The 14,188-nt window shown below is 62.0% G+C and carries 13 protein-coding genes; 10 read left to right on the forward strand and 3 right to left on the reverse strand.

Features of this window, described 5'->3' with window-relative positions; genetic code table 11:
* Positions 1–7: 7 nt before the first annotated feature.
* Together NPS46_RS03195 and NPS46_RS03200 are read right to left on the reverse strand one after the other, a co-directional pair.
* Positions 8–1,393, reverse strand: a complete 1,386-nt coding sequence (locus tag NPS46_RS03195) for a sensor histidine kinase (protein WP_274104938.1) — start codon at positions 1,391–1,393, stop codon at positions 8–10.
* A complete protein-coding gene (locus tag NPS46_RS03200) occupies positions 1,386–2,057 on the reverse strand; it encodes a response regulator (protein ID WP_274104939.1) in 672 nt (223 codons plus the stop codon). Before NPS46_RS03200 ends, NPS46_RS03195 begins: the two co-directional genes overlap by 8 nt.
* A gap of 234 nt (positions 2,058–2,291) precedes the next feature.
* Between NPS46_RS03200 and NPS46_RS03205 the strand changes: the two genes are divergently transcribed.
* The 5 genes from NPS46_RS03205 to NPS46_RS03225 all read left to right on the forward strand — a co-directional run bounded on the left by NPS46_RS03205 (position 2,292) and on the right by NPS46_RS03225 (position 7,657).
* A complete protein-coding gene (locus NPS46_RS03205) occupies positions 2,292–3,584 on the forward strand; it encodes an OprD family porin (RefSeq protein WP_274104940.1) in 1,293 nt (430 codons plus the stop codon).
* A 38-nt stretch (positions 3,585–3,622) separates the two neighbouring features.
* A complete protein-coding gene (locus NPS46_RS03210; protein WP_274104941.1) occupies positions 3,623–4,603 on the forward strand; it encodes a Bug family tripartite tricarboxylate transporter substrate binding protein in 981 nt (326 codons plus the stop codon).
* A gap of 64 nt (positions 4,604–4,667) precedes the next feature.
* On the forward strand, positions 4,668–5,126 hold the full coding sequence (locus tag NPS46_RS03215; protein ID WP_274104942.1) for a tripartite tricarboxylate transporter TctB family protein: 459 nt from the start codon (positions 4,668–4,670) through the stop codon (positions 5,124–5,126).
* Position 5,127: 1 nt separating this feature from the next.
* On the forward strand, positions 5,128–6,642 hold the full coding sequence (locus tag NPS46_RS03220) for a tripartite tricarboxylate transporter permease (RefSeq protein ID WP_274104943.1): 1,515 nt from the start codon (positions 5,128–5,130) through the stop codon (positions 6,640–6,642).
* A complete protein-coding gene (locus tag NPS46_RS03225; protein ID WP_274104944.1) occupies positions 6,635–7,657 on the forward strand; it encodes an AbrB family transcriptional regulator in 1,023 nt (340 codons plus the stop codon). Before NPS46_RS03220 ends, NPS46_RS03225 begins: the two co-directional genes overlap by 8 nt.
* A gap of 50 nt (positions 7,658–7,707) precedes the next feature.
* Here the strand turns inward: NPS46_RS03225 and ung are convergent, their stop codons facing one another.
* Positions 7,708–8,406 carry a uracil-DNA glycosylase gene (ung, locus tag NPS46_RS03230; protein WP_274105384.1) on the reverse strand — a complete coding sequence of 233 codons (699 nt, stop codon included), beginning with the start codon at positions 8,404–8,406 and terminating at the stop codon, positions 7,708–7,710.
* A 130-nt stretch (positions 8,407–8,536) separates the two neighbouring features.
* Here ung and NPS46_RS03235 point away from each other — a divergent pair, with 130 nt between their 5' ends.
* The 5 genes from NPS46_RS03235 (at position 8,537) to NPS46_RS03260 (ending at position 14,070) form a co-directional block, all read left to right on the forward strand.
* Entirely contained in the window at positions 8,537–9,655 is a 1,119-nt protein-coding gene (locus NPS46_RS03235; protein WP_274104945.1) for an enoyl-CoA hydratase/isomerase family protein, read from the forward strand.
* A gap of 797 nt (positions 9,656–10,452) precedes the next feature.
* On the forward strand, positions 10,453–11,943 hold the full coding sequence (locus NPS46_RS03245) for a sensor domain-containing diguanylate cyclase (RefSeq protein WP_274104947.1): 1,491 nt from the start codon (positions 10,453–10,455) through the stop codon (positions 11,941–11,943).
* Positions 11,936–12,169, forward strand: coding sequence for a cysteine-rich CWC family protein (locus NPS46_RS03250; RefSeq protein ID WP_274104948.1), 234 nt, complete (start codon positions 11,936–11,938; stop codon positions 12,167–12,169). The genes NPS46_RS03245 and NPS46_RS03250 overlap by 8 nt, the downstream gene beginning before the upstream one ends.
* A 9-nt stretch (positions 12,170–12,178) precedes the next feature.
* On the forward strand, positions 12,179–12,871 hold the full coding sequence (locus tag NPS46_RS03255; protein ID WP_274104949.1) for a pseudouridine synthase: 693 nt from the start codon (positions 12,179–12,181) through the stop codon (positions 12,869–12,871).
* Positions 12,872–13,182: 311 nt separating this feature from the next.
* On the forward strand, positions 13,183–14,070 hold the full coding sequence (locus tag NPS46_RS03260) for an alpha/beta fold hydrolase (RefSeq protein ID WP_274104950.1): 888 nt from the start codon (positions 13,183–13,185) through the stop codon (positions 14,068–14,070).
* The last annotated feature ends 118 nt before the right edge of the window (positions 14,071–14,188 follow it).

Here is a 14,188-nt window from a genome sequence, read left to right on the forward strand (position 1 = left end):
CGGCGCCTCAGCCGGCGATAAAACTCACCCGCACCTTCAACCCCCTCTTTTCGCCGTCGTGCAGGCTGATGTGCGCCAGATGAGCACGACAGATCTCCCCGACAATTGCCAACCCCAGCCCTGAACCTGCGCCTTGCTGATGGCGCCGATAGAAGCGCTCGAACACCCGCTCGCGCTCTTCGGGCGGAATTCCCGGGCCATCATCCTCGACCTCCAGGACCGCCGGCGCACTGACTCGCAAAATCACATTACCGCCTGCGGGCGTATGAGCAAGGGCGTTATCCACCAGATTGCTCAGCAGTTCGTTGAGCAGGGTCGGCTCGCCACGCAGCCACACCGGCTGCTCGGCTTCCAGCGCCAGCGCGACGCCGCGGGCATGGGCCAATGGCGCCATCGCCATCCCCAACTCGCGGGCCAGTTGGCTCAGATCGAGACGCTGCGCACCGCCTTCGGCAATCGCTCGCGCCCCGTTCTCGACCCGCGCCAGCGATAGCAGTTGGTTGGCCAGATGGGTCAGGCGATCCGTTTCCTGGGTCGCGCTGTTCAGGGTGTCGTGCCAGACCTGTGCGTCCGAGGCGCGCAGCCCCAGTTCAAGCCGCGCCTTGAGGGCCGCCAACGGGGTACGCAGCTCGTGGGCGGCATCGGCAATAAATTGCGCCTGGCGCTCGAACTGCACGCGCAACCGCTCGGTAAAGTGATTCAGCGCCCGGACCAGCGGCCCCAGCTCGTGCTGCACCTCCACCAGGGGCAAAGGCCGCAGGTCATCGGGCTGACGCTCCTCCACCGCCGTACGCAAGCGCTCGAGCGGCCGCAAGGCGGCACTGACCGCAAACCACACCAGCAACAACGCGCCAATCGCCAGCATCCCCAGACGCAACAACGTATCGGCCATCAGGCTGCGGGCCATGCTGACCCGCGCTTCGTCGGTCTCGGCCACGCGGATCTCCGCCATGCCGTTCATATTCGGCTCACTGACCGCCTTGAGCAGGCTGACCACGCGCACGTTCTGCCCCAGGTACTGGGCGTTGTAGAACCGCGCCAGGGCCGGGTAATCGTCGGTGCGCGGCGTACCAGGGGGCGGGCCGGGGAGGTTTTCATAGCCAGAGATCAAACGCTGGTGGATATCGTTGACCTGGTAGTAGATCCGCCCGGCGCTGTCATAGGCGAAGGTATCGAGTGCCACGTAGGGCACATCGGCACTCAACCCTCCATCGCGCTGCGAGAGCCCGGCGGCAATGGTTCGTGCCGAGGCCAGCAGGGTACGGTCATAGGCGGTGTCGGCGGCTTCGCGACCGTTCCAGTAAGCGCTCAAACCGCTGGCCAGCATCAGCACCACCAGCAGCAACGCCAGGTTCCACAGCAACCGCCAGCGCAGGCTGCTGGGCTTATGCATCGCGGCTTTCCAGCAGATAGCCAAGGCCGCGAAAGGTGACAATGGCCACTAAATGGCCGTCGAGTTTCTTGCGCAGCCGATGGATGTAGATCTCGATCGCATCCGGGCTGGCCTCTTCATCCAGGCCAAAAACCTGTGCTGCCAATTGCTCTTTGCTCATCACTCGCCCTGGCCGGGCGATCAATGCTTCGAGCACGGCCTGCTCGCGAGAGGTCAGGGCCAGCAGCTCATCGCCCAGGGTAAAACGGCGGGTATCCAGGTCGTAGCTGAGCACGCCGCAGCGCTGCTGGCGCTCACCGCCCAGCACGCTGCGCCGCAGCAGCGCCTTGACCCGCGCCTCGAGTTCGCTCAGCTCGAAGGGTTTGGCCAGGTAGTCATCGGCGCCCAGATTGAGCCCGTGGACCCGATCCCGGACATCACTGCGCGCCGTTAGCATCAAGACCGGCACATTCTTGCCACGTCCGCGCAGGCGGGCCAGCACCTCGAAGCCGTCCAGGCGGGGCAGGCCAACATCCAGGATGGCCACTGCATATTCCTCGCTGCTCAAGGCCAGGTCGGCCGCGACGCCGTCGTGCAGAACGTCCACCGTCAGCCCGGCGCTCTTGAGCGCCAGGGCAACGCTTTCAGCCAGCTGCAGGTGATCTTCGACCAGCAGTACGCGCATGGTTTTGTACCTCGCTCGGGGGTGACCGGCACCCGGTTTGGCCGCGGAGTGTACCGCTGCCATTGCGCTTGTGAAGCCTGAAACACGTGAAAAAAGACGCAAGGCGCGCTGAAAGGTTAGCGAAAGGTTGGCCCTTTAAAGTCCCGCCACGGACAGTTTCGACTGCCGCCGATTACCCCGAAAAACGCCTCGAAGCGTTTTCGCCAATAAGAACAATAACGGAGTGACTCCACGATGCTGTCCATGCAGCCCCAGGCCTGCCCGCCTGCCCGCGCCACCCGCCTTTCCCCGTCCCTGATCATCAGTGCCACTGCGCTTGCCGGCCTCTCGCCACTGAGCCAGGCCGCGTTTGTCGAGGACAGCAGCGCGACCGTTGAAACCCGCAACATGTACTTCAACCGCGACTTTCGTTCAGGCACCAGCGACCAGCAATCCAAGCGCGACGAATGGGCCCAGGGCTTTATGCTCAACCTGGAATCGGGCTACACCGACGGGACCGTCGGCTTTGGCATCGACGCCCTGGGAATGCTCGGGGTCAAGCTTGACTCCAGCCCCGACCGCACCGGAACCGGCCTGCTACCCACCCACGACAATGGCCGCGCGGCCGATGAATACGCCAAGCTTGGCCTGACCGGCAAGGTGAAGCTCTCCGCCACCGAACTCAAGATCGGCAGCCTGATGCCCGAACTGCCAATCCTCAAGCCCAATGATGGACGAATCCTGCCGCAAACGTTCGAAGGCGGCCTGTTGACCTCGCGGGAAATCCAGAACCTGACCTTTACCGGCGGGCGGCTGAACAAGGCCAAGGACCGCGACGATAGCAACTACGAAGACATCGCCCTCAACAACAAGAACAAACGGTTTGTCGACAAGGCCACCGGCAAGCACTTCGACTTCGCCGGGCTGGACTACCAGTTCAGCGACAAGATCAGCGCCAGCTATCACTATGCCCAACTGGACAATGTCTACAAGCAACACTTTATCGGCCTGCTCGCCACCCGCCCGCTTGGCCCCGGCACGCTGGTCAGCGACCTGCGCCTGTCCATCAGCGATGAACAGGGTGCGGCACACGCCGGCAAGATTGACAACACCGCCCTCAATGGCCTGTTCAGCTATGCCCTTAGTGGCCATAAACTCAGCGCCGGCTACCAACAGATGACTGGCGACAACGCCTTTCCCTACGTAGAGGGTAGCGATCCGTACCTGGTCAACTTTGTTCAGATCAACGACTTTGCCGAAGCTCAGGAGCGGTCCTGGCAAGCACGCTATGACTATGACTTCGGCAAACTGGGGATTCCCGGCCTGAGCTTTATGAGTCGCTATATCAGCGGCGATCATATCCGCCTGAAAAACGGCGACAGCGGCAAGGAATGGGAACGCAACAGCGAGATCAAGTACGTGGTTCAGAGTGGCACCTTCAAGGACGTGGCCGTACGCCTGCGCAACGCCACCTACCGCTCCAATTACTCGGCACGCGATGCCGATGAAATGCGCTTGCTGGTGAGCTACAGCGTGGCGCTCTGGTAACCGACCACTCAATAACAACAACATCTGTGGAGACCACTATGAATCTGAATCTGCGTCGCTTCGCCCTGGCCGCCGGCTGTCTGTTGCTGGCCGGACACACCCTGGCCGCCGAGCCCAAGCGCCCGGAGTGCATTGCCCCGGCCTCACCCGGCGGCGGTTTCGACCTGACCTGCAAGCTGGTGCAAAGCGCACTGGTCAATGAAAAGCTGCTCAGCAAGCCGATGCGCGTCACGTACATGCCCGGCGGCGTTGGCGCGGTAGCCTACAACGCCGTGGTCGCCCAACGTCCGGCAGACGCCGGCACACTGGTGGCCTGGTCCAGTGGCTCGCTGCTCAATCTGGCCCAGGGCAAGTTTGGCCGATTCGATGAAAATGCCGTGCGCTGGCTGGCTGCGGTCGGCACCAGCTACGGGGCCATCGCAGTGAAAAGCGACTCGCCCTACAAGACCCTGGATGACCTGGTGCAGGCCCTGAAGAAAGACCCGAGCAAAGTGGTGATCGGTTCCGGCGGCACCGTCGGCAGCCAGGACTGGATGCAGACCGCCCTCATCGCCAAGGCTGCCGGGATCAACCCGCGCGACCTGCGCTACGTCGCCCTCGAAGGCGGTGGCGAAATCGCCACCGCGCTGCTCGGCGGCCATATCCAGATCGGCAGTACCGATATCTCCGACTCCATGCCCCATATCCAGAGTGGCGACATGCGCCTGCTGGCGGTGTTTTCCGAACAGCGCCTGGACGAGCCGGAAATGAAAGACATCCCCACCGCCAAGGAACAGGGCTACGACATTGTCTGGCCCGTGGTGCGTGGCTTCTACCTGGGGCCAAAGGTCAGCGAAGCAGACTACGCCTGGTGGAAAGACGCCTTCGACAAGCTGCTGGTCTCGTCCGAGTTCGCCACCCTGCGCGACCAACGCGAGCTGTTTCCCTTCGCCCTGACCGGCCCCGAGCTGGACACCTACGTGAAGAAGCAGGTCGCCAACTACAAGACCCTGGCCAAGGAATTCGGCCTGATCCAGTAACAGTCCCGCTCGATGACTAAGGGTCGCGCGCCTGCACAAGGCGCGCTCGGCCCGGGAGTTCTGCATGCTTTTACAACGCATTTTCGCGGCGGCGCTGCTGCTCGTCAGCCTGAGCCTGGCGCTGATGGCCTGGCCTTATCAAGCGGCTTTTTCCTACGAACCGGTCGGGCCACGGGCTTATCCACTGCTGATGCTGGGGCTGATGGGCCTGGGGCTGATGTACCTGATACTGCGCCCGACGCCCATCCAGCACAGCGACGAAGAGCCCCCCCTGGATCGTGCGACGCTGATCAAGATCGGCCTTTGCGTGGCGCTGCTGCTGGTCTTCGCCGGCACCTTTGAATCCCTGGGCTTCATTCTCGCCAGCATGCTGGTCGGCATTCCAATGGCGCGTCTGTATGGCGGTCGCTGGCTACCCGGCGCGCTGATCATCACGCTGATGAGCATCAGCCTGTACCTGCTGTTCGACAAATTGATGGACGTCCCCCTGCCCCTCGGTCTGCTCGACATCCTGGAGAACTGATATGGATACGCTTGGCTATTTGGGCCAGGGCTTCGGCGTTGCGCTGAGCCCGTACAACCTGGTGACCGCGCTGTGCGGCACCCTGATCGGCACCGTCGTGGGCCTGCTGCCGGGCCTGGGCCCGATCAATGGCGTGGCCCTGCTGATTCCCATCGCCTTTGCCCTCGGCCTGCCGCCGGAATCAGCGTTGATTCTGCTCGCGGCGGTCTACCTGGGCTGCGAGTACGGCGGACGGATCAGCTCGATCCTGCTCAATATCCCCGGCGAAGCCTCGACGGTGATGACCACGCTCGACGGCTACCCTATGGCCCGCCAGGGCATGGCGGGCGTGGCCCTGTCGCTGTCCGCCTGGAGCTCGTTTATCGGCGCCTTTATTGCCACGTGCGGCATGGTGCTGTTCGCCCCGCTGCTGGCCAAATGGGCGATTGCCTTCGGCCCGGCGGAATACTTCGTGCTGATGGTCTTTGCCATTGTCTGCCTCGGCGGCATGGCTGGCGAGCGGCCGCTGAAGACCTTTATCGCCGCCCTGATCGGGCTGTTTCTGTCCTGTGTCGGGATCGATGCCAACAGCGGCGTGTACCGTTTTACCGGGGACAATATCCACCTGACCGACGGCATTCAGTTTGTCGTCCTGGTACTCGGGCTGTTCTCCATCAGCGAAATCCTGCTACTGCTGGAGAAAACCCACCGTGGCCAGGAGGCGGTAAAGGCCACCGGACGGATGATGTTCAACTTCAAGGAAGCGGCGTCGGTCTTTGTGGTCAATATCCGCTGCGGCCTGCTCGGATTCATCATGGGGGTACTGCCAGGCGCCGGCGCGACACTGGCGAGTGCCGTGGCGTACATGACCGAGAAACGCCTGGCTGGCACCAGCGGCACTTTCGGCCAGGGCGACAAGCGCGGCCTGGCTGCACCGGAAACCGCAATCGGCGCCTCGGCCTGTGGCGCCTTGGTGCCGATGCTGACCCTGGGCGTGCCCGGCTCGGGCACCACGGCGGTCATGATCGGCGCATTGTCGCTGTACAACATCACCCCCGGTCCCCTGCTATTCCAGCAACAGCCGGATATTGTCTGGGGCCTGATCGCCTCGCTGTTTATCGCCAACATCATGCTGGTGATCCTCAATATCCCGATGATCCGCCTCTTCACGCGCATCCTGGCCGTGCCGAACTGGGCACTGGTGCCGGTGATTGCCATCATCACCGCCATCGGCGTCTATGCCGTGCACGCGACCACCTTCGACCTGTTCCTGATGGTCGGCATCGGCATCTTCGGCTATATCCTGCGCAAACTCGACTTCCCACTGTCACCGGTGCTGCTGGGTTTTATCCTCGGCGGCCTGATGGAGCAGAACCTGCGCCGCGCGCTGTCGATCTCCAATGGCGCTCTGGAGATTCTCTGGTCCAGCCCGATCACGTTTGGCGTCTGGGTGCTGACGGCAATCATGCTGCTGGTGCCGTTGCTGCGCATCTGGCGCAAACGCAGTGCCCAGCGCCGTATTCCGGCCAATGCATGAGCCCGCTCTGAAACAGTGGTGGGCCACGCCATTGGTCGGCCTGGCCGGCGGCTACCTCGCCAGCCAGGTCGGCTGGCCGTTGCCCTGGATGGTCGGCTCGTTGTTGGCGATCATCCTGGTGCGCTGCCTGACGCCCTGGCAACTGATGGAAATCCCCGGTGGGCGCAAGTGCGGACAGTGGGTCATTGGTATCGGTATCGGGCTGCATTTCAGCCCGGTGGTGATGGAACAGGTGATGACCCACTTCGGCCTGATTTTTTTCGGCGCGTTGATTACCAGCGTGTCGAGCGTGATGGGCGTCTGGCTCCTGCGGCGCACTGGCGAGGATCGCGCCACGGCCTTTTTCTCCAGCATGCCGGGCGGCTCGGGGGAGATGGTCAATCTTGGCGCGCGCAATGGCGCGGTGCTCAGCCGGGTCGCGGCGGGGCAAAGCCTGCGGGTATTGGTCGTTGTGCTGTGTGTACCGGCGGCCTTCAAATACCTGCTCGGCGAAGGGGTTGCGCCCCTGCATCCGACGGCTGTCGATTGGCGCTGGCTGGCCTTGCTATTTCCCGCCGGGGCCCTGCTGGCCTGGCTCTGGCAGCGCTTGCGCCAGCCCAATCCCTGGCTATTCGGCCCGCTCCTGATCAGTGCCACGATCAGTATCGTCGGGGACCTGCATATCGGCCTGCCGGACGGCGGCAGCCAGATCGGTCAATGGCTGATCGGCAGCGGCCTGGGGTGTCACTTCAATCGCGAGTTCTTCCGTCGCGCGCCTTCATTCATGGGGCGCACGCTGCTCGGTAGCGGGCTGACGATGCTGATTGCCGGGCTTTGCGCGGTGGCGTTGAGTGCCGCCACGGGCCTGGACCTGCGCTCGCTGACCCTGGGCATGATGCCAGGCGGTATCGCGGAAATGAGCCTGACCGCTGAAACCCTGCAACTTTCGGTGCCACTGGTCACCGCCATGCAGGTGATGCGCTTGTTGTTCGTGCTGTTTCTGGCCGAGCCGTTGTTCCGTCACTGGGCAAAGTAGCCCCCGCCCCCGGTTGCTCGCGACCTGAAAAGCCGCGGGCAACCGGATCATCAGGCAAGCGGTGGCAGCGCCCACTGGATTGGCGCCTGGCCATTTTGCTCGAGAAACTTATTGGCCCGGCTGAAGTGTCCGCAACCGAGAAAGCCCCGATAGGCCGACAAAGGCGATGGATGCACCGAGGTCAGCACCAGGTGCTTGGTGGCATCGATCAGTTTCTGCTTGCTCTGGGCATGGGCGCCCCACAGCAGGAACACCAGGTTCGACTGCTGCTCACTGACGATTTCGATAATCCGATCGGTAAAGAACTGCCAGCCCTTGCCCGCGTGGGAAGCGGCATTGGCACGTTCTACGGTCATGGTGGTGTTAAGCAGCAGGACCCCCTGGTCGGCCCAGCTTTGCAGATAGCCATGATTGGGGATATCGATGTTGAGATCACGCTTGAGCTCTTTATAGATATTGACCAGTGACGGCGGCGCCGGTACGCCCGGCTGCACCGAGAAGCACAGGCCGTGGGCCTGGCCTGGACCGTGATAAGGGTCCTGGCCGAGGATCACCACCTTGACCTTGTCCAGCGGAGTCGAGTTCAAGGCATTGAAGATCAGCGGCCCCGGCGGATAGATCTCCTTGCCGGCCGCGTATTCCTGGCGCAGGAACTCGCGCAGCTCGGCCATATAGGGTTGTTCGAACTCTTCGCGCAGGGCGAGCTTCCAACTTTCTTCAAGTTTGATACGGTCGTCGGCAGTCATGATCCAGTCCGAAATTCACAATGGGGCGGACACTAGGAAAGCCTGCCGAACTTGTCAATTGATCCGCCGCATATCCGGCATTTTCCCACAGGGCGATCATACTCACCTTCTAAACTCCCGAACCGAGGTCAGGATGAACGTGCATTTCGAAGAGCTCAGTGGCGTTGATGGCGCTCTTATCGGTATCGCCAGCCTGACGGCCGAGCCATCGCTCAACGCCCTGTCCCTGCCCATGATCGAGGCACTGGCCGAACGCCTCGAGGCCTGGGCACAGAACCCGCAGGTGGTGTGCGTCCTGTTGTGCGGCAAGGGGCCCAAAGCCTTCTGCGCCGGTGGCGAAGTCCGCAGCCTGGCACAGGCCTGCCTGGCGCAACCGGGCGTGGTACCACCTCTGGCGGCCCGGTTCTTCGCGGCCGAGTACCGTCTCGACTACCGTCTGCATACCTACCCAAAGCCGCTGATCGCCTGGGGCCATGGTTATGTATTGGGCGGCGGCATGGGGCTGCTGCAGGGCGCCGGGATTCGCGTCGTGACGCCGAGCAGCCGCCTGGCCATGCCGGAAATCAGTATCGGGCTCTACCCGGATGTCGGTGCCAGTTGGTTTCTTTCCCGCCTGCCCGGCAAGCTGGGCCTGTTTCTCGGCCTGACCGGCGCTCAGCTCAACGGCCGCGATGCGCTGGACCTGGATCTGGCCGACCGGTTTCTGCGCGACGATCAACAGCCGGCATTGATCGATGGCCTGCTGCAACTCAATTGGCAGGAACAGACCGCCCTGCAACTCAACAGCCTGCTCAGTGCCCTGCAGCAGGAAGCGGCCGACTCGTTGCCCGAAGCCCAGTGGCTGCCACGCCGCGAATACATCGACCGCCTGCTGGATGTCAGCGATGCGACCTCTGCCTGGCGGGCCATCAGTCAGTTGCAGGCACCAGATGACCCGCTGCTGGAACGTGCGGCAAAGAACCTGCGCGAGGGTTGCCCGCTGACGGCACGGCTGGTCTGGGAACAGATCGTACGGGCGCGACACCTATCCCTGGCCCAGGTGCTCCAGATGGAATACACCATAAGCCTCAATTGCTGCCGTCACCCAGAGTTCAGTGAAGGCGTTCGAGCCCGGTTGATCGACAAGGACCAGCATCCGCACTGGCATTGGCAGGATATCGCCAGCATTCCCCAGGCCGTGATCGAGGCGCACTTTCACAAGGCCTGGGAGGGACGCCATCCTCTGGCTGACCTGAGTGACTATCCGCAGTAGGGAGCCGGCCGGCCGACAAAAAAGCCGCTGCCATGGGCAGCGACTTTCCTGGCTCTTATCGGTTCCATCCCCCTCGCGGATCACGGCCTTGGCCCTGATTGTTGCCGCCACCATTGCCGCGATTCCATCCACGTTCTGGGCCGGCCCCCTGGCCCGGTCGGTGCCCCTGGCCGTTGTTGGCGCTGCTATTGCTATTGCCATGGCCCCAACCGCGATCAGGTCGCGGCCCGGGAGCGCTCCCCTGCCCAGGCCGGTAACCCTGGCCGGAGTATCCCGGACGCCCTTGCTGATGGCCACGATCCGGATAAGGCCGATAGGCCGAATGCGGTGGGGGTGCCGAGTAACGCGGCGCCTGGTAGTAGCGCGGTGGCGAGTAGTAACGAGGCGGCGGCGCTACGTAGTAGTTCGGCCGATACCGCGGCGAAGGCCCATAGCCCTCTCCGTAGTAGATCGGTGTCGGCGTCGAATACACCTCAGAGCCGTAGTATCCGGAGCCTCCCGAGTAAGGCACGCAACCGTTAAGCGTCAGGCCAAGCAGAGCAGCAAGCAGGATTCGACGATACATGGCGGCCTCCTCGACCGCGAGAGAGCACAACCAGCGACGCTGGTCGGCGGCAATCGACTGATGCCGACTGACACAGATACGACCAGGAAATGTCCTACAAGTGCCCGGCTCGTTCAGCTTTCCGACAGCTTGCAACGCGTGGCTATTTCTTCAGTAGCCATTGCAAATGAGCGGTTATTTTCCGGCCGGGCCACTAGAATGCTTGCATCAAAATCCCGTCGACGGAACCGCCATGCCGCTTAGCTCTAAGCTTTCCTCGCAACGTTCGCTGATCGTGACGTTGGTTTTATTGCTCGGCGGCGGCTTTCTCGCCACATCCCTTCTCAGTTACTACGCCTCCAGAGCGTCGATTCGCGACAATATCGTCAACACCGAATTGCCGCTGACCTCGGATACGGTCTACTCGGAAATCCAGAAAGACCTGGTCAGGCCCATCCTGATTTCCTCGATGATGGCCCGTGACACCTTTATGCGCGACTGGGTGGTTGCCGGGGAGCGCGACCCCGTGCAAATGACCCGCTACCTCAACGAGGTCATGACCCATTACGGCGCCTATACCGCATTTTTTGTCTCCAACAGCAGCCTGACCTATTACCAAGCCAAGGGCGTGCTCAAGAAAATCAAGGTCGACGAGCCGCGTGATACCTGGTACTTCCGTGTACGCGATATGAAGGATACCTACGAGATCAATGTCGACCTGGACATGGCCAACCAGGACAGCCTGACCTTTTTCATCAACTACAAGGTCTTCGACTACCAGGACAACTTTATCGGCGCGGCGGGTGTTGGCCTGACCGTGGATGCCGTGATCAAACTGATCGACCGGTACCAGCAGCGCTACCAGCGCAGTGTGTACTTCGTCGACACCTTCGGTCGTATTGTCCTGACGGGCGCTGAAGGTGGACCGCAAGGCGCCCGCCCCGGCCAGTCGCTCAGCGAACTGAGCAGTATGAAAGACCTGCTGGCCAAGCTGCCAAAACCCCATAGCGGTAGCTACGAGTACTACGGCCAGGAGGGTCAGGGCCACTTTCTCAACGTGCGATTTATCCCTGAATTGAACTGGTACCTGTTCGTCGACAAGCGCGAAGACGGTGCATTGAATGAAATCCGCCGCTCGCTGTACCTCAACCTGCTGATCTGCCTGGTCGTGACCGCAATCGTGCTGGTCCTGCTCAACGGTGTGGTGCGCCGTTTCCGCAGCCGGATCGAAACCCTCGCGACCCTCGACAGCCTGACCGGCTTGCCCAACCGTCGCGGTTTCGACCTGCTGGCCGCCCAGGCGCTGAACGAGGCCCAGCGTGAGACCAAGCCCCTGGCGGCGCTGTTGCTGGACCTGGACCACTTCAAGCAGCTCAATGACGAACACGGCCATCTGGCCGGTGACGTGGTGCTGGCCGGTTTCGCCCGGGATCTGCAGGCCAGCCTGCGCCAGGCCGACATTATCTGCCGCTGGGGCGGAGAGGAATTCATCGTGCTGCTCAAGGACACGGATAGTGCGCGGGCGCAGATGATCGCGGAAAAGACCCGCCTGCACGTCGAGGCGCAGCGTTACGCGTACAATGGCAAGCCCCTGCAGGTCACCGTCAGCATCGGTCTGACCGCCCTGCTGGCTGACGACACCCTGCACAGCCTGCTGGCCCGTGCCGACCATGCGCTGTACCGCGCCAAACAAAGCGGACGCAACCGCGTCTGTAGCGAAATGCCAAAATCCGATTATGAGTGACGCCAAACTTTGCCCGGCCTGTGGCGCGTCCAACGATTGCAGCCTGGCCGATCCGCGCCGGGCCACGCAGCCGTGCTGGTGCTACGACGTCAGTATTGACCCCGCCGTGCTCCAGGCACTGCCTGTACATGAGCGCGATCGGTCTTGCCTGTGCCCGCGCTGCGCCCAGGTGCTCGACCAGCTCGCCGCTGCCCAGAAACCCAGTACGCCGACCCAGGTCCTTTGATCCGTCCCTATGCGCCTTGACCGTTTCCTGAGCAACCTGGCCTGCTTCAATCGCCAGCAAGTCCGCCGACTACTGGCCGAAGGCCGTGTCCGGGTAGACGACCTACCGATCCGCGACCCGCACCATGCCATTCGCGAATTCAGCCGAGTCGAGGCCGACGGCCAACTGCTCCAGGCCGGCAAGGCGGCACGCTACTTTATGCTGCACAAGCCCCAGGGTTGCGTCAGTGCCACCCGCGATCCCCAGCATCCAACCGTCCTGGACCTGCTCGACGAGCCTCAGCCCGAGGCGTTGCACATCGCCGGGCGGCTGGATTTCAACACCACCGGCCTTATGCTCCTGACCAACGACGGTCAGTGGTCCAGGCGCCTTACACAACCCGAGACCAAGCTGCCCAAGGTCTACTATGTCGAAACCGAGCAGCCCATCGGCCCCGAGTACGCCCTCACGTTCGCTGCTGGCCTGTACTTTGCTTTCGAAGACCTGACCACGCGTCCAGCCGAACTGCAACTGCTCGGTTCCCACAGTGCGCGACTGAGCATCGTCGAAGGCCGCTATCACCAGGTAAAACGCATGTTCGGGCACTTCAACAACAAGGTCCTGCACTTGCACCGCGAAAGCATCGGCCCACTGCAACTGGACAGCAACCTTGCCCCTGGCGAGTACCGGCCACTCAGCGCGCAGGAAATCGCCTGTATCTAGGTACGCGACCGACACGGAAAAGTGAGCGGCTTATGACAAATCGATGCTTGCGGATTCGTAATCGGCCTGCTTGAATCAAATCGCCAGCCGAAATATGACTGGCAAGTCACAACAGCACTCCAAGCAACTTTTTGTCGGCAGAGCTTCCCAGAAGCCACCCCACCGACAGACTGCCCGCCTATAACAACACCCGTCGACCGGTTGCCATTGGATCGACATGGGCCCCTCTACTTCCAGGCGTATGCCTACCTGTCACAAAGCCCGTGCACACTCAGTTGCGCGCATACCCGCTTGCCAGGAGTCCTACGACTATGAGGCCAGAAATCGCTGTGCTGGATATACAAGGTCAGTATCGGGTTTACACGGAGTTCTATCGCGCAGACGCCGCAGAAAAGACCATCATTCTGGTCAACGGCTCAATGGCCACCACCGCGTCGTTTGCCCAGACCGTCAAGAACCTGCACCCGACCTTCAACGTGGTGTGCTACGACCAGCCCTATGCGGGCAAGTCCAAGCCCCACAATCAACATCGCCGGATGCTGACCAAGGAAACCGAAGGGCAGATCCTGCTCGAGTTGATCGAGCACTTTGCCGCCGAGCACGTGCTGTCGTTTTCCTGGGGCGGTGCCGCCACGCTACTGGCCCTGGCTCAGCGCCCGCGGCGGATCGAAAAAGCGGTGATCAGCTCGTTTTCGCCAGTCATCAATGAACCGATGCGTGACTATCTGGAACGAGGTGTCGACTACCTGGGCAACTGTGACCGGGACCGGGTCGGGCATTTGGTCAACAACACCATCGGCAAACATCTGCCCTCCCTGTTCAAGCGCTTCAACTACCGTCACGTCAGCACCCTGGAAGTCCATGAGTATGCGCAGATGCACTTTCATATCAGCCAGGTCCTCAATAGCGACCGCCTGTGCTATCTCAAAGCCGCGAAGGAAGTCGCCGTGCCCGTGCTCTTCCTGAATGGCGAGTGGGACGAGTACACCTCGGCCAACGATGCCCGGCGTTTTGCCGAGCACGTGAAAAACAGCCAGTTCAGCACGCTGCAAAGCACCGGGCACTTCCTCGACATGGAGCACAAGTCCGCCTGCCGCGACAGCCGCAACAGCCTCCTGGGCTTTCTGCAGGCTGCTCAGAACGAGGGCCGGACCCGCTACTACCGCCACCTCCAGGACCATCATGCAATGGCCCTGTAAATCGATTCTTCGTCGCCAGCCGCGTTCACGCAGAGGCTCAACACCCCAGTGCGGATGAGAATGGCGACGAAGACGTTTGAGAAAGAGTGAAAAAACGCAGATAAAACAAAGAAAAACT

The organism is Pseudomonas putida (genome assembly GCF_028682395.1).
Taxonomy (GTDB): domain Bacteria; phylum Pseudomonadota; class Gammaproteobacteria; order Pseudomonadales; family Pseudomonadaceae; genus Aquipseudomonas; species Aquipseudomonas putida_AB.

Excerpts from the sequence above, each read along its gene's own strand:
- NPS46_RS03195 (WP_274104938.1), bottom strand. The coding sequence starts at position 1,393 with ATGCATAAGCCCAGCAGCCTGCGCTGGCGGTTGCTGTGGAACCTGGCG.
- NPS46_RS03200 (WP_274104939.1), bottom strand. The coding sequence starts at position 2,057 with ATGCGCGTACTGCTGGTCGAAGATCACCTGCAGCTGGCTGAAAGCGTT.
- NPS46_RS03205 (WP_274104940.1), top strand. The coding sequence starts at position 2,292 with ATGCTGTCCATGCAGCCCCAGGCCTGCCCGCCTGCCCGCGCCACCCGC.
- NPS46_RS03210 (WP_274104941.1), top strand. The coding sequence starts at position 3,623 with ATGAATCTGAATCTGCGTCGCTTCGCCCTGGCCGCCGGCTGTCTGTTG.
- NPS46_RS03215 (WP_274104942.1), top strand. The coding sequence starts at position 4,668 with ATGCTTTTACAACGCATTTTCGCGGCGGCGCTGCTGCTCGTCAGCCTG.
- NPS46_RS03220 (WP_274104943.1), top strand. The coding sequence starts at position 5,128 with ATGGATACGCTTGGCTATTTGGGCCAGGGCTTCGGCGTTGCGCTGAGC.
- NPS46_RS03225 (WP_274104944.1), top strand. The coding sequence starts at position 6,635 with ATGCATGAGCCCGCTCTGAAACAGTGGTGGGCCACGCCATTGGTCGGC.
- NPS46_RS03235 (WP_274104945.1), top strand. The coding sequence starts at position 8,537 with ATGAACGTGCATTTCGAAGAGCTCAGTGGCGTTGATGGCGCTCTTATC.
- NPS46_RS03245 (WP_274104947.1), top strand. The coding sequence starts at position 10,453 with ATGCCGCTTAGCTCTAAGCTTTCCTCGCAACGTTCGCTGATCGTGACG.
- NPS46_RS03250 (WP_274104948.1), top strand. The coding sequence starts at position 11,936 with ATGAGTGACGCCAAACTTTGCCCGGCCTGTGGCGCGTCCAACGATTGC.
- NPS46_RS03255 (WP_274104949.1), top strand. The coding sequence starts at position 12,179 with ATGCGCCTTGACCGTTTCCTGAGCAACCTGGCCTGCTTCAATCGCCAG.
- NPS46_RS03260 (WP_274104950.1), top strand. The coding sequence starts at position 13,183 with ATGAGGCCAGAAATCGCTGTGCTGGATATACAAGGTCAGTATCGGGTT.